Annotated in this window: 20 protein-coding genes; 11 read left to right on the top strand and 9 right to left on the bottom strand. The window is 64.8% G+C overall.

Annotated elements, in window-relative coordinates:
* Window positions 1-147 precede the first annotated feature (147 nt).
* The 6 genes from ACQY4S_RS27600 (at window position 148) to ACQY4S_RS27575 (ending at window position 5,093) form a co-directional block, all read left to right on the top strand.
* Window positions 148-1,365, top strand: coding sequence for a hypothetical protein (locus ACQY4S_RS27600; RefSeq protein WP_428488383.1), 1,218 nt, complete (start codon window positions 148-150; stop codon window positions 1,363-1,365).
* The gene (locus tag ACQY4S_RS27595; protein ID WP_428488382.1) at window positions 1,365-2,012 is read left to right on the top strand and encodes an HAD family hydrolase; all 648 of its coding nucleotides are present in this window, start codon (window positions 1,365-1,367) and stop codon (window positions 2,010-2,012) included. Before ACQY4S_RS27600 ends, ACQY4S_RS27595 begins: the two co-directional genes overlap by 1 nt.
* A 122-nt stretch (window positions 2,013-2,134) precedes the next feature.
* Window positions 2,135-2,428, top strand: a complete 294-nt coding sequence (gene hfq / locus ACQY4S_RS27590; RefSeq protein ID WP_428488381.1) for an RNA chaperone Hfq — start codon at window positions 2,135-2,137, stop codon at window positions 2,426-2,428.
* Window positions 2,429-2,570: 142 nt separating this feature from the next.
* Entirely contained in the window at window positions 2,571-3,800 is a 1,230-nt protein-coding gene (gene hflX, locus ACQY4S_RS27585; protein WP_428488380.1) for a GTPase HflX, read from the top strand.
* A 149-nt stretch (window positions 3,801-3,949) separates the two neighbouring features.
* Window positions 3,950-4,693 (top strand): SDR family NAD(P)-dependent oxidoreductase, encoded by a 744-nt coding sequence (locus ACQY4S_RS27580; protein ID WP_428488379.1) that lies wholly within the window; start codon window positions 3,950-3,952, stop codon window positions 4,691-4,693.
* Between the two features lie 52 nt (window positions 4,694-4,745).
* Window positions 4,746-5,093 (top strand): non-heme iron oxygenase ferredoxin subunit, encoded by a 348-nt coding sequence (locus tag ACQY4S_RS27575; RefSeq protein WP_428488378.1) that lies wholly within the window; start codon window positions 4,746-4,748, stop codon window positions 5,091-5,093.
* Here the strand turns inward: ACQY4S_RS27575 and ACQY4S_RS27570 are convergent.
* The 4 genes from ACQY4S_RS27570 to ACQY4S_RS27555 all read right to left on the bottom strand — a co-directional run bounded on the left by ACQY4S_RS27570 (window position 5,050) and on the right by ACQY4S_RS27555 (window position 10,271).
* Entirely contained in the window at window positions 5,050-7,392 is a 2,343-nt protein-coding gene (locus ACQY4S_RS27570) for a putative bifunctional diguanylate cyclase/phosphodiesterase (RefSeq protein ID WP_428488377.1), read from the bottom strand. The two genes, ACQY4S_RS27575 and ACQY4S_RS27570, sit on opposite strands and share 44 nt — an antisense overlap.
* A gap of 297 nt (window positions 7,393-7,689) precedes the next feature.
* Window positions 7,690-8,409, bottom strand: coding sequence for an aspartate/glutamate racemase family protein (locus ACQY4S_RS27565; RefSeq protein ID WP_428488376.1), 720 nt, complete (start codon window positions 8,407-8,409; stop codon window positions 7,690-7,692).
* Entirely contained in the window at window positions 8,406-8,870 is a 465-nt protein-coding gene (locus ACQY4S_RS27560; RefSeq protein WP_428488375.1) for a YaiI/YqxD family protein, read from the bottom strand. The genes ACQY4S_RS27565 and ACQY4S_RS27560 overlap by 4 nt, the downstream gene beginning before the upstream one ends.
* A gap of 156 nt (window positions 8,871-9,026) precedes the next feature.
* Window positions 9,027-10,271 (bottom strand): DEAD/DEAH box helicase, encoded by a 1,245-nt coding sequence (locus tag ACQY4S_RS27555; protein ID WP_428488374.1) that lies wholly within the window; start codon window positions 10,269-10,271, stop codon window positions 9,027-9,029.
* A gap of 250 nt (window positions 10,272-10,521) precedes the next feature.
* On the opposite strand from ACQY4S_RS27555, the gene ACQY4S_RS27550 reads away from it, so the two are divergent.
* Window positions 10,522-10,734 (top strand): hypothetical protein, encoded by a 213-nt coding sequence (locus ACQY4S_RS27550; protein ID WP_428488373.1) that lies wholly within the window; start codon window positions 10,522-10,524, stop codon window positions 10,732-10,734.
* A gap of 16 nt (window positions 10,735-10,750) precedes the next feature.
* On the opposite strand, the gene ACQY4S_RS27545 is transcribed toward ACQY4S_RS27550, so the two are convergent.
* Window positions 10,751-12,157: a dipeptidase gene (locus ACQY4S_RS27545; RefSeq protein ID WP_428488372.1), complete on the bottom strand. Its 1,407-nt coding sequence runs from the start codon at window positions 12,155-12,157 to the stop codon at window positions 10,751-10,753.
* A gap of 146 nt (window positions 12,158-12,303) precedes the next feature.
* On the opposite strand from ACQY4S_RS27545, the gene ACQY4S_RS27540 reads away from it, so the two are divergent.
* Genes ACQY4S_RS27540 through ACQY4S_RS27530 form a run of 3 tightly spaced genes read left to right on the top strand, consistent with a single transcriptional unit; the run spans window position 12,304 to window position 15,245 of the window.
* A complete protein-coding gene (locus ACQY4S_RS27540) occupies window positions 12,304-13,332 on the top strand; it encodes a glycosyltransferase family 4 protein (RefSeq protein ID WP_428488371.1) in 1,029 nt (342 codons plus the stop codon).
* A gap of 15 nt (window positions 13,333-13,347) precedes the next feature.
* Complete coding sequence (gene otnK, locus ACQY4S_RS27535; protein WP_428488370.1) at window positions 13,348-14,616, top strand: 3-oxo-tetronate kinase; 1,269 nt, start codon at window positions 13,348-13,350, stop codon at window positions 14,614-14,616.
* Window positions 14,613-15,245, top strand: a complete 633-nt coding sequence (locus ACQY4S_RS27530) for an aldolase (RefSeq protein ID WP_428488369.1) — start codon at window positions 14,613-14,615, stop codon at window positions 15,243-15,245. The genes otnK and ACQY4S_RS27530 overlap by 4 nt, the downstream gene beginning before the upstream one ends.
* 169 nt (window positions 15,246-15,414) lie before the next feature.
* Here the strand turns inward: ACQY4S_RS27530 and ACQY4S_RS27525 are convergent, their stop codons facing one another.
* The 3 genes from ACQY4S_RS27525 to ACQY4S_RS27515 all read right to left on the bottom strand — a co-directional run bounded on the left by ACQY4S_RS27525 (window position 15,415) and on the right by ACQY4S_RS27515 (window position 19,092).
* The gene (locus ACQY4S_RS27525; RefSeq protein WP_428488368.1) at window positions 15,415-15,942 is read right to left on the bottom strand and encodes a hypothetical protein; all 528 of its coding nucleotides are present in this window, start codon (window positions 15,940-15,942) and stop codon (window positions 15,415-15,417) included.
* Between the two features lie 480 nt (window positions 15,943-16,422).
* On the bottom strand, window positions 16,423-17,577 hold the full coding sequence (gene prpC, locus ACQY4S_RS27520; RefSeq protein WP_428488367.1) for a bifunctional 2-methylcitrate synthase/citrate synthase: 1,155 nt from the start codon (window positions 17,575-17,577) through the stop codon (window positions 16,423-16,425).
* A gap of 15 nt (window positions 17,578-17,592) precedes the next feature.
* The gene (locus tag ACQY4S_RS27515; protein WP_428488366.1) at window positions 17,593-19,092 is read right to left on the bottom strand and encodes an MmgE/PrpD family protein; all 1,500 of its coding nucleotides are present in this window, start codon (window positions 19,090-19,092) and stop codon (window positions 17,593-17,595) included.
* Window positions 19,093-19,270: 178 nt separating this feature from the next.
* Here ACQY4S_RS27515 and ACQY4S_RS27510 point away from each other — a divergent pair, with 178 nt between their 5' ends.
* On the top strand, window positions 19,271-20,293 hold the full coding sequence (locus ACQY4S_RS27510; protein WP_428488365.1) for an N-carbamoyl-D-amino-acid hydrolase: 1,023 nt from the start codon (window positions 19,271-19,273) through the stop codon (window positions 20,291-20,293).
* A 178-nt stretch (window positions 20,294-20,471) separates the two neighbouring features.
* On the opposite strand, the gene ACQY4S_RS27505 is transcribed toward ACQY4S_RS27510, so the two are convergent.
* Complete coding sequence (locus tag ACQY4S_RS27505) at window positions 20,472-21,122, bottom strand: aspartate/glutamate racemase family protein (RefSeq protein ID WP_428488364.1); 651 nt, start codon at window positions 21,120-21,122, stop codon at window positions 20,472-20,474.
* Window positions 21,123-21,163: the final 41 nt, after the last annotated feature.

Here is a 21,163-nt window from a genome sequence, read left to right as displayed (position 1 = left end):
ACTGCACGCGTTAAGGTGGCAACAGTACCATTTTTGCAACTTTTAGTTGCGTTTTCACATGGTTCTCGCCCGGCAGGAGTGATACAGGGATTGTCATAGAAAGACCCCGCACGAGATCATCTCCTGGAAGGGCCTCATGGGAAGCGCATGGCAATCGAGTGTGACCTGACGATCAACTTCGGCACAGCCGGCAACAGTCTGGCTTACCTCGGCGGCGGATGGGCCCGGTCCGAACCCGACTTCACCTGGGGCATCGGCGCGGAAAGCCATATCGTCCTGCCAAAACTACAGGCGGCGGACGCGTATGTCCTGACGCTGGATGTGGTTCCTTTCGTGCATACGCCGGCGTTGCCAAGCCAGCGGTTGATCGTCTCGATGAATGATACCGTCATCGGGTCGTCCGACCTATCCCGCCCCACCTTGCTCGGCTATCGTTTTTCGCGCGGCATGATCGGACCAGGCGAGCGGGTGCTGATCACGCTGCGGCATCCGGACGCGGCAAGGCCGACGGATTTCGCGGCAAACGGTGATGATCGCTTTCTCGCGTTCGCGCTGTCCGAGGCCAAGCTGTATCGCATCGCCGGCCTGGACGGCGGTGTTCCGGATCGGCTTCCGCCGGGCCTGATGCTTGGACCAGCAAGGCAAGCCGGATGCGGCGCCCGCGGCGATACGGAGGTGACCGAATGGGCCAGGCGGCAAACCGGCATGAGCGTCCCACAGATCGCCCTTCGGTTCGAGTCGCTGGGCGAAAATTGCGAATTCGGCCTGTTTCAGCGGCGTTGTGACTCGGAACCGCTGGGGCTGCTCCGCTTCTCCAGCACGTTCGCGCGCAATCTGATCCGCGGCATCAACAACGGCTTTCAGGGGCTGGGCGCCGCGGAAGACATCGACCCGCGGCTGGAGGGTGACAAACCCAGGGAGTACATGATCCACGAGAAGAAATTCGGTCTGGTGTACCACACGTTCGTCTACGAAGGTCAGCGCAGCATCTGGCTGATGCGGGAGCAGGAGTCCGCCCGCCTCAAGTTCCTCTTGCGCAAGTTCATGGAGGAGCTGGCTGTCGCGGAAAAGATATTTGTCTACAAGCGCAACGCCGTGGTCGCCGAGGAGGAGATCCTGCCGTTGCACATGGCGCTCAATCAATACGGCGAGAACACCCTGCTGTGGGTGCAGCCGGCGGAGCCGAACCGGCCAGCCGGCACGGTGGAGGTCATCATGCCGGGCCTGCTGAAAGGCTATATCGACCGCTTCGCGCCCGACGACAACGCGCACGACTTCTCCTTCGACGGCTGGCTTCGCATCTGCGCCAATGCCTGCGTGCTCGATCGTCTGCGCAAACCAGAGCCGCCATGGAGTGGATCGTAATGACGCCGACGCGTCCCTCGGTCTTGCTGTATGACTGGGATAACACCCTGGTCGATGGCTGGGCCGGCATCGCCGCCGCCTTGAACGCGGTTTTCGCTGAATTCGGCCATCCGCTCTGGACGGTTGACGATACGCGTCATCGCCTGCGGGTTTCCCTGCGTGAAAGCTTTCCGGTGATGTTCGGCGACCGCTGGGAGCACGCCCGAGACCTGTTTTATGGTGTCCTCACGCAGGAGCACCTTCAGCACGTCAGTCCGATGCCGGGCGCCGAGGCGGTGCTGACGGCCGGGGCCGCTTGGCCACAGGGGGTGGTGTCGAACAAGGCCGGGCCATTCCTGCGGCGTGAAGTGACGCATCTGGGCTGGGACAGGTTCTTCGCATGCGTCATCGGCGCCGGGGATGCCGCGGCTGACAAGCCTGATCCCGCCCCGATCCATCTGGCGCTGCGGCAAATGGCGCGCGTCGCCGATCGATCGGTCTGGTATATGGGGGACACCGCGCTGGACATGCGGACCGCGCGTGCAGCCGGGGTTACCGCGGTCATGGTCGGTGATGCCTTGCATGATGGAGGCGTTGAAAGAGCCAGCCCCGATATCCATTTCTCGACCACCGACGCTCTTGTCACACGCCTTGCTGAACATAATTAAAAAGTTTGCAACAACTAGCTACCAAAAACAACTAGCGACCAGACTGGTGGCCGTGCCACGAACCGCCGGTCCAGCCTGTCAATCAATCTCGATGCATACGAGAGAAAAGAAGGATCGTGACCGTGGCCAACGAAAAGTCGCAGAATGTTCAGGATGTGTTCCTGAACCATGTGCGGAAGAGCAAAACACCGGTCACGGTCTTCCTTGTGAACGGCGTCAAGCTTCAGGGTATCATTACGTGGTTTGATAATTTCTCCGTTCTGCTTCGCCGGGATGGGCATACCCAGCTTGTTTACAAGCACGCCATCAGCACGGTCATGCCGGGTGCGCCGATTCAATTGTTTGATGCGACCAAGGCCGAAGGTGCCGCCGCCGCGCCGGCGCGGGAGCTGACGCCCGCGGCGGGGAATGACTGACATCACGCCGGATGCCGCCCCGTTATTGAACGGCCACGCGGGGCAGACCCAGACGACAACCTCCGGGTCAAGCACCCGTGCGGCTGTTATCCTGCCGTGGCAGCGTCATGGCCGGGCTAGCGGGTTGGGCCGGGATAGCGCATTGGATGGAACTGGGACCGATCAGACCCGCGCGGCCGAGGCGCGGCTGGCGGAGGCTGTCGGACTGACGGCGTCGATCGGGCTGGCCGTGGTTCATACCGCGATCCTGCCGCTGCGCACGCGCCGGCCCTCGATGCTGCTTGGGGAGGGACAGGTCGCCGATCAAGGCCGGTCGCTCACACAGAACGATGTCGAGGTCGTGATCATTGACGCCGCACTCAGCCCGGTGCAGCAGCGCAATCTGGAACGTGCCTGGAGCTGCAAGGTCATCGACCGCACCGGCCTGATCCTGGACATATTCGGGGAGCGGGCGGCAACCAAGGAAGGCTCGCTTCAGGTCGAACTCGCTCATTTGGAGTATCAGCGCTCACGGCTGGTGCGGTCCTGGACCCATCTGGAACGCCAGCGCGGTGGCTTCGGCTTTCTGGGCGGCCCTGGCGAGACGCAGATCGAGGCTGACCGACGGCTGATCGGTGAACGCCTGGTACGACTGCGCAAGGAGCTGGATCAGGTGCGGCGGACGCGCGGGCTGCATCGTTCTGCCCGCCAGCGCGTGCCGTTTCCGGTGATCGCACTGGTCGGCTACACCAACGCCGGCAAATCGACCCTGTTCAACACCCTGACCGGCGCCGCGGTGACCGCGCGGGACCAGTTGTTCGCGACCCTGGATCCGACGATGCGCGGATTGGCGCTGCCCTCCGGCCGGCGGGTGATCCTGTCCGACACGGTCGGGTTTATCAGTCAACTGCCGCATGAGCTGGTGGAAGCGTTTCGCGCCACGCTCGAGGAAGTCGCCGAGGCCGACGTGATCCTGCACGTCCGCGACGTGGCGCATCCAGAGAGCGCGGCGCAACGCGGCGACGTGGTCAGCGTGCTGGACTCCATGGTGACGGACGGAACGCTGGACGCGTCCTGGCCGGACCGGACGATCGAGGTGCTGAACAAGGCCGATCTCCTTGGTGGCATCGATCAGGTTCCGCTTCGCCCCGGCGCCGTCGCCGTGTCGGCGATCACCGGCGACGGATTGGAAAGCTTGAAGGCGGCGATCGATGCCCGCATCGCCGCGGGCATGGAATTGGCCGATTACGATATCCCGCCGCAGGACGGCGCTCGGCTGGCGTGGCTTTATCAGCATGGCGAGGTGGTCGAACGGCAGGACGCGGACAACGCCGTTCACATGAGGGTCCGGCTGCTGGCGGCCGATCGCGCGCGGTTCGAACGGCGGGACTAGAGCAATTTACAATCAAGCTGCACCAACCCGTCATGGCCGGGCTCATATGAGCCCGGCCATGACGGGTTGAAAGTGGAGCGATCTGATCGGAAACTGCTCTAGCGCTGCAACGCGGCCAGGTCCGGGCCGCTGCTCAGGAGGTGGTCGGCATGGATCTGCAAGGCAAGGTCGCGGTGGTGACCGGCGGCAGCGGCGCGATCGGGTCGGCGACCGCGCGGCGCCTGGCCCAAGCCGGGGCGCGCGTGGTGGTTGGCTACAACAGCAGGCCGCAGCAGGCCGAGGCGGTCGTGGCGGCGCTGCCGAACGCCGGGCACCGCGCGCTGCGGATGCCAATGCTGGAAACGCCGCTGATCCGGCAGGCAGCCGCTATCGTGGCGCACGAGCTGGGTCGTTGCGACGTGCTGGTGAACTCCGCCGGGTTCACCCGGATGATCCCGCATCACGATCTGGAGGCGTTGGACGACGACCTGATCGACGCGATCTTCGCTGCCAACGTGCGTGGGCCGTTCGCGACGATCCGCGCCTTCGTGCCGCTGATGAAGCAGTCGGGCGACGCGGTGATCGTCAACATCTCCTCGGTCGCGGCGATTGTCGGCACCGGCAGCAACATCGCCTATGGCGGTTCAAAGGCGGCGCTGGACACCATGGCGCTGTCGCTGGCGCGGATACTGGGGCCGGACATTCGGGTGCTGACCGTCTCCCCCGCCGCGGTGGATACCGCGTTCGTGCCTGGCCGCACGACGGCAATGGTAGAAAGGGTCGCCGCGACCACGCCGCTCAAGCGGGTGGTGCAGGCGGATGAGGTGGCGCAGGCGGTGATGGCGGCCGTGGTCAACCTGACCTCCACCACCGGATGGATCATTCCGGTCGATGGCGGAAAGCTGGTTGGCTGATGCGAATTCCGCTGTCATGGTGTCAAGAGCTGGCATGGTGTCAGGCGCTGGCATGTTGTCGGGACTGATCAGGGAGATGACCATGGGTGACTGGGTGCGGGTAGCGGCGAAGGGCGATGTGGCCGAGGGCGCGTGCCTAGGCGTGCGTGTCGGCGACAAGGAGGTCGCGCTGTTTCATCTGCCGAACGGCGAATTCCGTGCCACCGACAATGTCTGCTCGCACGAGTATGCACTGCTGTCGGACGGCTGGCTGGAGGACGGCTGCATCGAGTGCCCGCTACATGCCGCGCAGTTCGACGTGCGCACCGGCAAGGCGATGTCGGCACCGGCGGATGAGGATATCGCCGTCTATCCGCTCAAGGTCGAGGGCGACGACCTGCTGGTGCAGTTGCCTGGCTGACTAACGCCGGCGACCAGGCCACGGCGGCCGTCCCGGCACGTGCCGCCGCCAGATTGTTGTTGGCTGCCGCGAACATGCGGCGGGCGTTTTCGGCCGACGTCGGCCGGCTGAACAGGTAGCCCTGGATCTCGGTGCAGCCTTCCCGTCGCAGTTGCGCGAGCTGGTCCTCGGTTTCGACACCCTCCGCCGTTGTCACCATGCCCAGGCTGCGGCCCAGGCTGACAATGGCACGAATGATCGCGACCGAGTCATCCTTTTTCGACAGGTCCCGAATGAACGACTGATCGATCTTGATCTTGTCGAAGGGAAAGCTGCGCAGATAACTCAATGACGAGTAGCCGGTGCCGAAATCGTCCATGGCGATGCTGGCGCCCAGATCCCGCAGTTCGTGCAGCATGGCCAGGGTGTCATTGCTGTTCTTCAGCAGCATCGACTCGGTGATCTCCAGCTCCAGGCGCGTCGCCGGAAGATCCGATGCCGCCAGCGCCTGGCGCACGGTTTCAACCAGGGACCGGCTCTTGAACTGGACCACGGACAAGTTCACCGCCACCTTCACCGGCGACGGCCAGTTCTTGGCCTCCGCACAGGCCCGCCGCAGGACCCAGGCGCCGATCGGCACGATCAGTCCGGTTTCCTCGGCCAGCGGGATGAATTCCGCCGGCGAAATCATGCCCCGCGTCGGATGGCGCCAGCGCAGCAGCGCCTCGAACGAACAAATGGCGTTCGCGGCGAGATTGAGCACCGGCTGGAACGCCAGTTCGAACGCCTCGTCACGCACCGCCTGGCGCAGATCACGCTCCAGCGCCATGCGCGCCTGTAACCGCGCGTCCATCTCCGGCTCGAAGAAGCGATAGCTGCCGCGCTCGTCCTGCTTGGCCCGATGCAGAGCCGTATCGGCGTTCTTCAGCAGCTTGTCCGGCGTGTTGCCGTCCTGCGGGGCGATCGCGATGCCGACGCTGAGGCCGGCAACGATGCTGTGGCTGTCCAACTCGAAAGGCTCGCTCAGGCTGCGAGCGATCCGCTGCGCCAGTTCCCCAGCACTTTCAGGCCGGTCAAGGCCGACCAGCAGGACGGCGAACTCGTCGCCGCCGAGACGGGTGATGGTATCAACCTCGCGCACGCAGGCCGCCAGCCGCTCCGCCACCCCCTTCAGCAAGGCATCCCCGATGGAGTGACCATAGGTGTCGTTGACCGCCTTGAAATGGTCGAGGTCGAGGCAAAGCACGGCGCAACCCTGCCCACGGCCGGTCAGGGCGAGGGCCTGTTCCATCTTTTCATTGAACAAGACCCGGTTGGGCAGCCCGGTCAATGCGTCGTAGCGTGCCATGTAGACGATCTGTGCCTCGACGCGCTTGCGCTCGGTGACATCCTCATGTGTCGCGACCCATCCGAAATCCGGCATTGGACGGTGGTGGATGGCGATTACCCGTCCGTTGGTCAGTTCGACGACGGTGTCCGACGGTGTGTCAAAGTCACGCACCGTATCGCGCCAGTCGAGATAAGCCCCCGCCCGCATGCGCGGTCCCGAGCCAGCCGCGATACGTAGATCGACGATCTCCTGAAGCGAGGTTCCGGGACCGATGCTGGCCGGGGCAAGCCCATAGATCTCGCTGTAGCGGCGGTTCGCGACGATCAGCTTCTGGGCGCCATCGAAGAAGCACAGGCCCTGGGACATGTTGCTGAGTGCTATATCAAAGCGCTGGTTGGTCAGTTCCAACCGGCTCCAGACCCTGTGGTGTTCGATTGCCAGGGCACAGAGAGGCAGGCTGATCTCGACGATACGACGCTCCAGCGCGGTGGGCGGACGGCACCGGCGATAGTAGAAGGCGAAGGTGCCAATGACCTGCCCATCCCGCCGCTTGATCGGACTCGACCAGCATGCGCGGAGGCCGGCGGAAAGCGGCGATGCCTCGAAGAGCGTCCAGCTTGCATCGGCATTGATGTCGATACAGCGGTGGTGAACCGCGGCGGAACCGCGCGACCCGATCGCGGCACCGACCTGCGTCCCAGCCAACGCGTCCGCGTAGTCTTCGGGCAGGCTTGGGGCGGCGAGCGGGTATAGATGTCCCTGATCGTCCATCGCCAGAACCGAGCAGACAACCGCCGGTGCCAATTGTTCGACACGGCGGCACAACAGGTGCATGACGCGGTCGAGCGGGTGACCGGCTGCGACGGCCTCGAGAACATCGCATTGCAGGGCGTGCAGGGCCGACGGCGACACATCGTTCGCGCGCGGCGGCCGGATCCTGTCGGATTGATCCGAACCGGCTCGTGACAGGTCAACCAGGGAATGCCGCATTGACCAGGCCTCTGCGAATGGGCTGGCCGATAAGCCAGTCTTCGCATTTTGGCGAGCCAGGGTTACGGAGTGGTTAATTCAGATGATCCGATTTTGAAAATCGACGGGCCGGTGGTCCGGTGTCGGCAAAGCGGGACTGGATGTCCGCGCGGCCCGGTTGCTCCTCGGGTCCAGTGCCAACGCCAATTCATGACGTGTCGCCCTCGCGGACTTTGTTTCGTGATCTGGCGGTTGATTACGATGGCAACGCGGAGCGGTTCGGCCGCATCCGGCTTGGACGGCTGGAAACGCGGCTGATCACGCCCCCGACTGCGCCCATTGTATGGCGGCGCGGGCCAAGGCGTCGATGGTATCGACCACAGGCACACGCAGGGCGCTGGCCGGTCCCGCCAGGATGCCGAGGGGAATTTCCGTGCAGCCCAGTACGACGGCGGAGGCGCCGCGGGCACCCAGGCTGTTCACCACCTCCAGCAGCGGCAGATAAGCTTCAGCCACGCGGTTGGCCTTGACCAGCGCGGTGGCCGGCTCGACCAGGCGTTGCATCCGATCGGCGTCCGGCTGAATGCAGGTCCAGCCCTGTTCGCCCAGACGGTCCTGATACAGCCGCATGTCCAGCGTGGTCTGGGTGGCCATCACACCGATCGTGCCACTGGTCATGCCATTCCGGCGCAGGTCGGCGGCGGCGGCATCAACGATGTGCAGGATCGGCACGCCGGCCACGTTTGCCATCGCTTCGTACCAGCCATGCGCGGTGTTGCAGGGGATCGCGATGGCACCGCAGCCGGCCTGGCGCAGACCATCCACGCCGCGCAGCAGCCAGGGCAGAGGATCAGGACCCGTCCCTGCCCGCCCGGCGATGCGGTCCGGCACACGTGGATCGGACCACAGCACGGCGGGAATATGCTCCTGGTCGCGGTTGGCCTGGGTCAGCAGGGTCAGTCGCACCATGAACTGCGCGCTGGCCAGCGGGCCCATGCCGCCGAGGATACCGAGAACCTTGTCGTTCGTCTGATTCATGCGGATTTTTCCTGCCTTGCTGCCTGCACCACCGAATCCAGCGCGCTGAGGAAGCGTGAGCGATCCTGCTTGGTCAAGGGTGCCGGACCGCCGGTGGCTACGCCGATCTCCCGCAGATATTGACCGACCGCCCGTCCTGCCAAGGCATTGCCGATATTGTCCCGCGTCCAGATCTTGCCGGACGGAGCGACGCCGCGCGCGCCTTTGGCCAGGCAGCGCGCGGCGAGCGGGATATCCGTCGTGATACACACATCTGTATTCACAATTCGTTCGGCGATCCAGTTGTCGGCCACGTCGGCGCCGGCCTCGACCGTGATCATGGTCACGTTCGGCCGGTTCGGCGGTCGGATGGGCCGCGAGCCATTGGCCACCACGACAACCGGCAGGCCAAGCCTGTCGGCGACGCGATAGACTTCCTCGCGCACCGGGCAGGCATCGCCATCGACGAACAGCGTGGTCATTCAGCAGACGCCAGACCATGATCGTTCGAGGCGCATCTTCGCCGGTATCCGATCATGGTCTGGAGGGGTTTCCGATCAAGTTGCACCGGTTCGAGATGGCTGGGACGAGCCCGGCCATGACGGGTTGAAAACGGAGCAACCTGATCGGAACATGCTTCATGCGGCGGAGCGCATGCCTCCCTTCGGGCGGTTGTTGCCGAAGCGGCGGCGCTGGGCCTGGCCTGGGGCGCTGGGGCGCTTCGGCTGGGCGTGCCGGTGGTCCATCGGCGGCGGCGCGTCGCCGACCACGGTAATCGGCGTGCCCATCATCCGCTCGATCTGGCGCAGCGTCCCGCGCTCGGACGAGTCGCAGAAGGCAATCGCGGTTCCGGCGGCGCCGGCGCGCGCGGTGCGGCCGATGCGGTGGACGTAACTCTCCGCCTCCGCCGGCAGATCGAAGTTGATGACGTGGGAGATCCCCGTCACATCGATCCCGCGCGCGGCGATATCCGTCGCGACCAGCACCCTGGCGCGGCCGCTACGGAAGTCGCGCAGTGCTTTCTCCCGCTGCGGCTGGCTCTTGTTGCCGTGGATGGCGTTCACCTGGATGCCCTTTTCCTCCAGCACGCCGGCGACCTTGTTGGCGCCGTGCTTGGTGCGAGTGAACACGATCACCCGGCTGAACGCCGCGTCCTGCAGCATCGACAGCAGCAGGCTTTGCTTGCCGCTCTGCGGGATGTGGTGAACGAACTGCTCGATTTTCGGCGCGGTTTCCTCCTTGCGGGCAATCTCCACCCGGACCGGGTCGCGCAGCAGGCTGTTCGCCAGGCTGGCGACCTCGGCCGGCATGGTGGCGGACCACAGGCAGGACTGCCGCATGGCGGGCAGCGCCGCGACGATGCGGCGAATGTCCTTGATGAAGCCCAGGTCGAGCATCCGGTCGGCCTCATCCAGCACGAAGCGGGTGACGGCGCCGAGTTGCAGTTCGCGGGTCTGCATCAGGTCGCAGACCCGGCCGGGCGTGCCGATGACGATATCGGCGCCGCGGCGCATGCCTTCGACCTGCTTGTAGCGGCTGGCGCCACCGATGATCACGACAGTGCGCAGGCGGAGGTTGACGGACAGCGCGCGCACCGTCTCATCGATCTGCAAGGCGAGCTCGCGGGTGGGCGCCAGGATCAGCGCGCGCGCCACGAAGGGGGCCGGCCTGATCTGCTGGGCGGACAGGTGCTGCAGCATGGGCAGGGTGAAGGCGGCGGTCTTGCCGCTGCCGGTCTGGGCGATGCCCAGCAGGTCCTTGTTCACCAACAAGGAGGGGATGGAATCTGACTGGATCGGCGTCGGGATTTCGAATTTACGCGCACTCAAGGCGCGCAGCAGCGGCTCGGCCAGGCCGAGGGAGGCGAAAGTGGTATTTGTCACGAGGTAAGGTTTGCTCCAGCGCCGCCTGGGAATGAATGAATGGCCAGCGCCTGAAAGTTCGTCGCCCCGCGCGATGAATGGGGACGAACGCGTTTCGGATGAAAATTTCCGGAACTACGAGCGTAATGCCCGCCAATCACGCGATCACGGAAAACCAAGGCTCATATCGCACATGGACTTCCAATTTGCAAGGATTTTCTGTCAGCATCAATGGCCTATTGCCCCGACGGCCGCGGCGGCAACCTGGACCATGATCTACAAGGTCGTCCAAACTTCGATGATGATCGGCATCATCCCAGGCGACTGTCAGTGCTTTACCAAAACGAAACGGCCAACCAAAAGCCTGCCTGCAAGGACGGGTTTAGGCATTGTTGATGGTGAAGCGCCCTTGGCGCCTTGGCCAGACGTTCCGTATTGCGATGATCTCGATCGACCGGCCGCTCATCCCGCTGCAACACCTTGATTGCCGCGGCAGTGATCTATCCGCCGGCGAACTTCGCCAGCAACCGCGTGTGCGAACGGATGCCATGGTGGAAGCAGGCTTCCTCGAATTTCTCGTTTGGACTGTGCACCTGGTCGTCGTCCAGGCCGAATCCGATCAGCAGCGAATCCACCCCCAGGATCGAACGCAACGCTGTCACCACCGGGATCGATCCGCCGCTGCCCATCAGCACCGCCGGCTTGCCGTATTCCTCGGCCAGCGCGGCCTGGGCGGCGCGGACATGGGGGCTGTCCACATTCACCTCGATCCCCGGCGCCCGGGCGAAATCGGCGAAGCTGGCGGTCGCACCAGGTGGCAGCCGGTCGTTGATGAACCGCTTGAACTGCTCCAGCACTTCGTCCGGATCCTGGTTCGGCACCAGCCGGAAGGAGATCTTTGCCGACGCCTCCGACGCGATCACCGTCTTGCTGCCGGCGCCGGTGTAGCCACCCCAGATGCCGTTGAGGTCGGCGGTCGGGCGCGCCCACAGCCGCTCCAGCGCCGCATAGCCATGCTCTCCGGCCGGCGTGCTCAGGCCGATGCGGCCGAGGAACGCCGGCTCGTCGAAGCCTAGTGCATCCCATTGCGTGCGCTGCGCATTGGTGACGGGCGACACCTTGTCGTAGAAGCCGGGCAACTGGATGCGGCCGTTCGCGTCCTGCAGTTCGCCCAGGATCCGGGTCAGCGCGTTGATCGGGTTCAGCGCCGACCCGCCGTACAATCCCGAGTGCAGGTCGCGACTGGCCGCCTTCAGCGTCACCTCCGCATAGGTCATCCCGCGCAGACGCGTCGTGATGGCGGGTGTATCGACGTCCCACATCCCGGTGTCGCTGATCAGCGCCACATCCGCCGCCAGGTCATCCTTGTTGGCCCGCAGGAACGGCTCGAGGTTGGCCGAACCGACCTCCTCCTCGCCTTCGATCAGCACGGTGATGCGCGCCGGAATGCCGCCGCCGGCCGTGCTCCAGGCGCGCAGGGCTTCCAGGAACATCAGCGTCTGTCCCTTGTCGTCGACCGCGCCGCGGGCGGTGTAGCGCTTGCCGCGCGGGCCATCGACGACCCGCGGTTCGAACGGCGGGCTGTGCCACAGACTGACCGGATCGACCGGTTGCACGTCATAGTGGCCATAGAACAGGATGTGCGGACCTTTGTAATCAGCGGGCCCGGGATAATGCCCGACCACCACCGGATGGCCGGCGGTGGGCCGCACCGCCGCGGCAAAACCCAACGCGGCAAGCTGATCGTTCCACCACGCGGCGGCGCGCGCGCAGTCCGCCGCATGCGCCGGCTGCGCACTGACCGACGGTATCCGCAGCAGCGTGAACAGGTTCTCACGGGAGGCAACCAGGTTGGTGTCGACGTGATCCAGCACGGACGCGAGGATCGACTGGGTTGGAGCCGGCATGACATACTCCGCGATAGGGTTGCCCGCTGTGGGGTTGGCCGCTGTGGGGCTAGACTGTCATTAGGCGATCGGTTCGCCGTCGTCATCCCGGGTTGCCGTATGACATCGGCGTGGAGGCTGCTAAACCTGCGCCGATGCATGTCTCCTTGATTGTCCCTGCCGGTCTCTCCACGATTTCCGGCGCCGCCGCCTATGACCGTCACATGGCCGAGGGTCTGCGTGCACTGGGCCATGCGGTTCGGGTGGTGGAACTGGCGGGACACTTTCCCGACCCTGACAGCACGGCGATCAATGCCGCGCATGCCGCCTGGGCCGAGCTTGAGGCGGATAGCGTGGCGGTGATCGAGGGGCTGGCACTGCCGGCGTTCGCCGGGCTGGCGGCCGCGTTGGCGCCACGGCGCGCCATCGTGCTGGTGCATCATCCCGCGGCGCTGGAAACCGGTTGGCCGCAGGAGACCCATGAACGCCTGCGCACGCTGGAAACCGCACTGTTCCAGGCGGCACCGCGCCTTGTCGTGACAAGCGAGCAGACGGCGGATCGGCTGGTCGCCGAGTTCAGCGCCGACCGGGCGCGCATCGCCGTGATCGCCCCCGGCATCGAGAACCCGCCGCGCAGCAGCGGCAGCGCCGACGGCGACACCTGCATGATCCTGTCTGTCGGTCCGTTGATCCCGCGCAAGGGGCACGACGTGCTGCTGCGAGCGCTCAGTCGGCTGTTCGACCTGGACTGGCACCTGACGATCGTTGGTTCGGCTGACCGCGACCCGGTGCATGCGCAAGGGCTGCTCGCGCTGGCCGAGGAATGCCGCATCGCGCATCACGTTCATTTCACCGACGAGATCGAGGTGACGGCGATGGAGACCCTCTGGCAGAACGCCGACCTGTTCGCGCTGGCATCCTGGCTGGAGGGCTACGGCACGGCGATGGCGGAGGCGTTGCGCCGTGGTATTACCGTCGCCGTCACCGCCACAGGAGCGGCGCCAACCCTGGTCGGGCCGGAAGCCGGTGTGGTCTGTCCGCCAGGAGATGTGGGACAGTTATCGAAAGCCATGCGCCGGCTGATCTTCGACCGGACGTTGCGCCGGGAGATGGCGGACATGGCGTGGCAGTCCGGTCGATCTCTGCCATCGTGGCACGAGCAGGCAATGCGGCTCGCCGCTGTTCTGGCGGAATAAAAACAGGAGGACATCATGCTGCTTGGCGCGATCGCCGACGACTTCACCGGAGCAACCGATCTTTGCTCGATGCTGGTGCGCGGCGGGTTGCGCACGGTGCAGCTTATCGGCACGCCGGCGGCGGACCAGACGGTGCCGGAAGCGGACGCGGTGGTGGTGGCGCTCAAGTCGCGCACCGCGCCGGCGCGACAGGCGATCGACGCAAGCCTGGCCGCGCTGACATGGCTGCAAGCCGCGGGCGCTCGGCAGTTCTTCTTCAAATACTGCTCCACCTTCGACAGCACTGAACGCGGCAATATCGGCCCGGTGGCGGATGCGCTGGTGGCCGCGCTTGGCTGCGGCTTCGCGCTGGCCTGTCCGGCGTTTCCGACCAATGCCCGCACGGTCTACCAGGGGCATCTGTTCGTCGGCGGTACGCTGCTGAACGAAAGCGGCATGGAGAACCACCCGCTGACGCCGATGACCGATGCCAACCTGGTGCGCGTGCTGTCGCGGCAGACCGAGGGCACGGTCGGGCTGGTGCCGTTCATGACCGTCGATCAGGGCGTCGCGGCGATCCGTGACGCGATGACGCGCCTGAAGGAACAGGGCCGGCGCTACGCCATCATCGATGCCATCACCGATGCGCACCTGGTGTCGATCGGTGAAGCGGCGGCGGCGCATGCGCTGATCACCGGCGGATCGGGCGTCGCGCTGGGGCTGGGAGCGAATTTCCGGCGGGCCGGCCTGCTGGCGGCGGCGACCGATCCAGCCGCCCTGCCCATGCTGGAAGGTCCCTGCGCGGTGCTGGCCGGCTCGTGCTCGCGCGCCACGCTGGCGCAGATCGGCTTTGCCCGAGAGCACGTGCCGGTGCTGGACGTGGACGCGCTGGCAACACCCGACGCGGCGGCGCTGAGTTCGGCCGCGCTGGACTGGGCATCCGGGCGGCTGGGCGACAAACCCGTGGTGATCGCGGCGTCCACCGGGCCAGACAAGGTGGCGGCGCTGCAATCCAGGCTCGGCCGGGAACAGGCTGGCGCGCTGGTCGAGGACGCGGTCGCACGCATTGCCGAGGGTCTGGTGGCGCGAGGCGTGCGGCGGATCGTCGTGGCTGGCGGCGAGACCTCCGGCGCCGTGGTCGGACGGCTGAGGGTGCGATCCCTGCGCATCGGCGGCGAGATCGATCCAGGTGTGCCCTGGACCTATGCGGAGGGCAGCGGGCCCGACCTGATGCTGGCGCTGAAGTCGGGGAATTTCGGTGCGACCGACTTCTTCCTGAAGGCCTTTCGGACAGCACGGACATGAACGAGCGAGACACGCGGCAACTGCTCTGCGAACTGGCCTTCAGTCTGTTCGCGCGCGGGTTTTCGGTCGGCAGCGCCGGCAATATCAGCGCGCGGCTGACGGACGGCTACCTGATGACGCCGACCAATTCGAATCTTGGCAGACTCGAACCGTCCCGACTGTCGAAACTGGATGCCGACTTCCACCATGTCGGCGGCGACAAGCCGTCCAAGGAGGTGTTCATGCATCGCGCCTTCTATCGGGCACGCGCGGATGTGGGCGCGGTGGTGCATCTTCATTCCACCCAGGCGACGGCGGTGTCGTGCCTGCCTGATGTCGACCAGGGGAATCCAATCCCGCCGCTGACACCGTATTTCGTCATGCGTGTCGGCCGGCACATGCCGATCATTCGTTACTATCGTCCGGGCGACCCGGCGATGGAGCCGGCGATCCATGCCGCGGCGCATGATGCGCGTGCGGTGCTGCTGGCAAATCATGGTCCGGTGGTATCCGGCAAGACGCTGACTGATGCGGTCCATGCCGCCGAGGAACTGGAGGAAGCCGCGAAACTGTTCCTGATGCTGCGGAACCAGTCTCCTCGGTTGTTGGATTCCGACCAGGTGGACGACCTGCTGCGGACCTTCAGTTAGAGCATGATCGCGCTGGGCATGATCGCGCTGGGCAGAACGTCCAAAGGGCGTCGATCACGCGATCAGACATGGAGATAGACCATTTTCAGCCTGCGCAGTCAGGCTGAAAATGGTCCAGCAACAAAAAGGCGCCACGAGGGCGCCTTTTCGTCGTCAGGCACGAATACGATCAATCCTGCGCCTCACTCGCTGCGACAGGAGTGACCTCGGGCGCGGGGGTGGAGACGACGGGTGGTTTCGTCCTGCGCATGGCCTTCTTCGCGACGGGCTTCTTCGCGACGGCCTTCTTGACCGGAGTGGCTGACTTCTTTGCCGGCGCCGCGGATCTGGACGCAGGGGCAGCGGCCTTCTTCGCGGCGGTCTTCTTGGCCGGAGCAGCGGCTTTCTTGGCCGGCGCGGCGGCCTTCTTCGCGGCGGTCTTCTTGGCCGGAGCAGCGGCCTTCTTCGCCACGACAGCAGGCTTCTTCGCCGTGACCTTCTTGCTGGCCGATGTCTTCGCTGCGGCTTTCGCCGGGGTTTTCGTCGCCATCGGCTTGGCGGCGGCTTTCTTAGCCGGTGCCTTGACGGCCGTCTTCTTCGCGACGGGCTTCCTTGCCGGCGCCTTCTTCACTGCGGCGCGCATCGCCATGGCTTGCGCCCGCGGCGTCTCGATGGCTTGCGCCCGCGGCGTCTCGATGATTGAATCTTCAGTGCTCACCTGTAAAACTCCTTGTTGACCAGCTTTTCGTTGTGACTTTCTCCGGACCAAGCCGGGCCGCGAGTCGAGCAAAGCATCCGCGCTTCCTGCCACCGCGCGGCGAAATTTGTTTCATGGACAAAACCGTCGAGCTTCGGTGGCAATCGATCGGACGAACATCCGCCGGACTGATACGCGGCTGCCCGGCGCACATGTTTCGGTGCTTGATCGACTTTTCGTCGGCTTTCCAAGGTCGCGGCCCATCGACCGTCCTTCTGCTAGATGTCTGCGCGCATCGACAGCCGGAGCGAGGCAAGCGAATCGATTTGCAAACACAGTTTCCGCTATTCCGCGTCTACTCCATGGTTGTCAACGAAAAGCAACCTTTCAAGGGTTGATTGCCGCAAAAATCTCTGTGCATAGCGTTTCAGGCGCGTATGGAAAAAATAACCGCCGCGACATCGCTGCCGCGGCGGTTCCAACACGGAGCAAAAACACTGTTCAGCCGCGTTGGTCGATCGGCACGAATGTCTGATTCTCAAGGCCAGTATAGTTGGCGGTGGGACGGATCAGCTTGTTGTCGACACGCTGCTCCATGACATGCGCCGCCCACCCAGAGGTGCGGGAAATCACGAACAGCGGTGTGAACATCGCGGTGGGGACACCCAGCATGTGATAGCTGATGGCGCTGAACCAATCGAGGTTGGCGAACATCTTCTTGGCGTCCCACATCGTCGCCTCGATGCGGTCGGCGATGTCGAACAGTTTCATTGAACCGGCCGACCGCGACAATCCGCGCGCGACTTCCTTGATCACCTTGTTGCGCGGATCGCTGATCGTATAGACCGCATGACCGAAACCGATGATGACCTGGCGGGCTTCGATACGCTTGCGAATGTCGGCTTCGGCTTCGTCGGGCGAGGTGTAGCGGCTTTGTGTTTCGAACGACACTTCATTGGCGCCGCCGTGCTTCGGCCCGCGCAACGCGCCGATGCCGGCGGTGATCGCCGAGTACATGTCGGCACCGGTGCCGGCCACGACACGGCAGGTAAAGGTTGAAGCGTTGAACTCATGCTCCGCATACAGGATCAAGGAGGTATGCATGGCGCGCACGAATTCCGCGGATGGCGACTTGCCGTGCAGCAGATGCAGGAAGTGGCCGCCAATGGAATCGTCATCGGTTTCCACGTCGATGCGCTTGCCGTTATGGGCGTAGTGAAACCAGTAGAGCAGCATCGAGCCAAGCGAGGCCATCAGCCGGTCGGCGATGTCGCGTGCGGCGGCCGGGTTCTGGTCGTCTTTCTCCGGCAGCATGCAGCCCAGCGCGGACACGCCGGTACGCATGACATCCATCGGATGCGTCGCCGGCGGCAGGGCTTCGAGCACCGCCTTCAGCGATGCCGGCAGACCGCGCAACGCCTTCAGCTTGGCCTTGTAGCTGGCTAGTTCGGCACGCGTCGGCAGCAGGCCATGCACCAGCAGATAGGCGATCTCCTCGAATTCACTGCTGTCGGCGAATTCAAGGATGTCGTAGCCGCGATAGTGCAGATCGTTGCCGGAGCGGCCGACGGTGCACAAGGCGGTGTTGCCCGCGGTGATGCCGGACAGGCCGACGCCTTTCTTCGTGCGGTTGGGTAGCGGCGTGGTCTCGCTCATGTCTGGTTCCTCCTGCTAGAACAATCCTGGCTTGCCGATGGTCAACGCACCCGCGGGCAGCGCCACGTTCAGCCGGTGCAGCTCGCCGGCCGGCAGCCTCGGCAGGTCCTGCACCGCTTCCAGGAAACGGTTCGCTTCCCGTGCGGTGATGATCCCGTCGGTCAAGATCTCGAACTTGCGGATGTAGTCCTCGCGGCCGAACGGCTTTTCACCCAAGGGATGCGCGTTGGCCACCGCCATCTCGTCTTCCACCTTGCTGCCGTCACGCAGGAAGATCTCCACCCGGCCGCCGAAGGACAGCTCGTTCGGATCAGTGGCGCGGTAGCGGCGCGTCCACTCCGGGTCTTCCGTCGTTTCGATCTTGTGCCACAGCTTCACGGTATCGGCGCGCGCCGCCCGCTTCGGCGCGTAGCTGTCGACGTGATGCCAGGTGCCATCCTGAAGGGCGACGGCGAAGATGTACATGATCGAGTGATCCAATGTCTCCCGGCTCGCCTTCGGGTCCAGCTTCTGCGGATCATTGGCGCCGGTGCCGATCACGTAGTGCGTATGATGGCTGGTGTGGATCACGATCTTCTCGATCGTACCGAGGTCCTCGATCTTCTCGCGCATGCGGAACGCCAGATCGATCAGCGCCTGCGACTGGTATTCGGCGCTGTGCTCCTTGGTGTAGCTGTCCATAATGGCGCGCTTGGGCTCGCCTTGCGCCGGCAGCGGCACCTGGTAATGCGCCTCGGGACCGTTCAGCATCCAGGCAACGACGCTGTCCTCGCCTTCGTAGATCGGGCTTGGCGCGCCTTCGCCCCGCAGTACGCGATCGACCGCCTCGACCGCCAGCTTGCCCGCGTGCGCGGGCGCGTAGGCTTTCCAGGAGCTGATCTCGCCCTTGCGCGACTGGCGTGTGGTGAAGCTGACATGCACCGCCTGCTGCACCGCCTGGAAGATCATGTCCTGCTTGAGGCCGAGCAAGGTGCCGATGCCGGCGGCCTGCGCCGGACACAGATGGGCGATGTGGTCGATCTTGTGTTCGTGCAGGCAGATCGCGCGCACCAGGTCGATCTGGATCTCGTAGCCGGTGGCCAGCCCGCGGATCAGCTCGCGGCCGGATTTGTCCGTTGTCTGCGCCACCGCGAGGATCGGCGGGATGTTGTCGCCGGGATGCGAGTAGTCGGCGGCAAGAAACGTGTCGTGCATGTCGAGCTCGCGCACTGCGGTGCCGTTCGCCCAGGCGGCCCATTCCGGGCTGACGCGCTTGCCGGCGGCGACGCCGAACACCGTGGCGCCGTTCTTGTTCGGGCGTGCCAGCGCCATGTCGCGGGCCGAGACGACCGGGCGGCGATTGATCGCGGCGATAGCGACCGAGGCGTTGTCAATGATGCGGTTGACGATCATCGCCGCCACGTCCTTGGGGACCGCGACCCGGTCGGCGGCCACGCCGGCAATCTTCCAGGCAAGCTGGTTGTCGCGCTTCAGGTCCTGCTTCGACGGGTGAACCCGGACGTCATGTACAATCATTCAGTTTCCTCCTTGCCGCGCCACACTGTCAGGTTGCCGCGCGACGCAATCGGCCTGAAGGTCCAGGCCATCCGCCTGCTTCGTAGGATCGCATCGGCGGAACGGCAAGTCGCGCCGGTTGCACGGCGGCTGGTCTGTTATAAAGTGGCGTGATCCGCATCAGCACACGAGAGAAGCCTTGTCCCGCATTGTCACCGTCGCCGCCGCTCAGCTTGGTCCGATCCAAAAGGCCGAACCACGATCCGTTGCCGTCGAACGGATGATCCGGCTGATGCAGCGGGCGCACCGGCGTGGTGTCGAACTGGTGGTGTTCCCGGAGCTGGCGCTGACGACATTCTTCCCGCGCCACTATCATGCCGATATCGAACAGGCGGATCATTGGTTCGAATCCGAAATGCCGTCGAACGAGACGGCGCCGCTGTTCGAAGCCGCGGCACGGTATGGCATCGGCTTTCACCTGGGCTTCGCGGAGATCGCACATGAAGCGGATGATACCGGCCGCATCCGCAAGCGACGCTTCAACACCGCGATCCTGGTGAGCCCGGCGGGGGACGTACTGCTGAAATATCGCAAGGTGCATCTTCCGGGTCACGCGGAGCATGAGCCCGCGCGCCGTGTGCAACACCTGGAGAAGCGGTATTTCGAAGTCGGCAACCTGGGCTTCCCGGTCATCCGCGCGCCGATGGGCGGCCTGGACGCGGTGAACATGGGAATGCTGATCTGCAACGACCGCCGCTGGCCGGAGGCCTGGCGGGTGCTTGGCTTGCAGAGCGTCGAGCTGGTCGCGCTGGGCTACAACACGCCGAGCCTGAACATGGAGGCGCCCGTGAATGGCAGGATGGGGGATGGCAGGATGTTCGAGGCGCATCACCTGCGGGTATTCCATTCGCATCTGTCGATCCAGGCCGGCTGCTACCAGAATGCCTGTTTCGCGGTCGCCACGGCGAAGGCCGGTATTGAAGATGGCAACGAGCTGTTCGGCCACTCGATCATTGTCAACCCGCAAGGCGAGATCATCGCGATGGCGGCAAGCTGGGATGACGAGCTGATCGTGGCGGACTGCGATCTGGACATGTGCGCCCTGGGACGGACGACGATCTTTGCTTTCGAAAAGCATCGCCGGCCGGAAGCTTACATGCGGATCACCAACCAAGTGGGAGCGACGGAACCGCCGGTATGGAAGAAACCGTTGGGCGGCTAGAGCAGTTTTCGATCAGGTTGATCCGTTTTGAACCCGTCATGGCCGGGCTTGTCCCGGCCATGACGGACTTGTGCAACTTGATCGGAAACCGCTCTACAGAGGGGACCTGTCTGCTGCCGGGCTGACCGCAAGATGCCTGTCGCCATGAGCCACGGAATGTTTGCGGGAAGCAGCAGGCTCAGGGCCAATGCGGCGAAGCGGCCACGAGCGCCAACCCCACCGCCGCCTGCACCGGCTCGATCACCGGCAGTCCGATCGCCGCCTGCAGCGCCGCACGATGATGCGCCATGCCGGTGCAGCCCAGGATAATCGTTTCTGCCCCCATATCCGCCACCGCCTGCCCCGCCGCGATCAGCGCCTGCGCCGCGGTGAGCGGTTCCAGCAGGCTCTCCATCGTGATGTTCAGCGCGACCTCGCCCGCCAGCCGGCCTTCCAGCCCGATGGCTCGCAGTGCCGCGCGATGGCGGGCTTTCGACGCCTCCACGATGGCGATCACGCCGAACCGTTCCGCCCGAGCCACCGCCGCCGCGACAGCCGAACGGAAGATGCCGAAGACCGGTCGGGTGGTGACCGAACGAGCCGCTTCAAGGCCCGGATCGGAGGCACAGGCAATGATGAAGGCGTCCGCCGTCTCGCGCTCGATCCGCTGGCAGAGGGGGGCCACCGCCGCATGCCAGTCGCGCCACGTGTAGATCGCGGGCGGCCCGTCTTCCAGTGTAACGACATCAAGCGCGGGTCCGGCGGCGAAGCGGAACGGCTCGATCGCCGTCGAAATTCCCGCGGAACAGGCGGTTGAGCGGTTCGGGTTGATCACCAGGATGCGTGTCATGAAAACAGGGTGCCGCCCCTCGCATCGCGGAGCAAGACGCC

Origin of the sequence: Rhodopila sp., assembly GCF_965276935.1 — a bacterium.
Lineage (GTDB): Bacteria > Pseudomonadota > Alphaproteobacteria > Acetobacterales > Acetobacteraceae > Rhodopila.
Note: the sequence above shows the minus strand (reverse complement) of the source record. Positions and strands in the feature narration are given on the sequence as shown.

Coding starts and splice junctions, on each gene's coding strand:
- ACQY4S_RS27550 (WP_428488373.1), top strand. CDS start 10,522: ATGATCTACAAGGTCGTCCAAACTTCGATGATGATCGGCATCATCCCA.
- otnK (WP_428488370.1), top strand. CDS start 13,348: ATGCTGCTTGGCGCGATCGCCGACGACTTCACCGGAGCAACCGATCTT.
- ACQY4S_RS27515 (WP_428488366.1), bottom strand. CDS start 19,092: ATGATTGTACATGACGTCCGGGTTCACCCGTCGAAGCAGGACCTGAAG.
- ACQY4S_RS27580 (WP_428488379.1), top strand. CDS start 3,950: ATGGATCTGCAAGGCAAGGTCGCGGTGGTGACCGGCGGCAGCGGCGCG.
- ACQY4S_RS27600 (WP_428488383.1), top strand. CDS start 148: ATGGCAATCGAGTGTGACCTGACGATCAACTTCGGCACAGCCGGCAAC.
- ACQY4S_RS27575 (WP_428488378.1), top strand. CDS start 4,746: ATGTTGTCGGGACTGATCAGGGAGATGACCATGGGTGACTGGGTGCGG.
- ACQY4S_RS27505 (WP_428488364.1), bottom strand. CDS start 21,122: ATGACACGCATCCTGGTGATCAACCCGAACCGCTCAACCGCCTGTTCC.
- ACQY4S_RS27595 (WP_428488382.1), top strand. CDS start 1,365: ATGACGCCGACGCGTCCCTCGGTCTTGCTGTATGACTGGGATAACACC.
- ACQY4S_RS27545 (WP_428488372.1), bottom strand. CDS start 12,157: ATGCCGGCTCCAACCCAGTCGATCCTCGCGTCCGTGCTGGATCACGTC.
- prpC (WP_428488367.1), bottom strand. CDS start 17,577: ATGAGCGAGACCACGCCGCTACCCAACCGCACGAAGAAAGGCGTCGGC.
- ACQY4S_RS27560 (WP_428488375.1), bottom strand. CDS start 8,870: ATGACCACGCTGTTCGTCGATGGCGATGCCTGCCCGGTGCGCGAGGAA.
- ACQY4S_RS27570 (WP_428488377.1), bottom strand. CDS start 7,392: ATGCGGCATTCCCTGGTTGACCTGTCACGAGCCGGTTCGGATCAATCC.
- ACQY4S_RS27565 (WP_428488376.1), bottom strand. CDS start 8,409: ATGAATCAGACGAACGACAAGGTTCTCGGTATCCTCGGCGGCATGGGC.
- ACQY4S_RS27530 (WP_428488369.1), top strand. CDS start 14,613: ATGAACGAGCGAGACACGCGGCAACTGCTCTGCGAACTGGCCTTCAGT.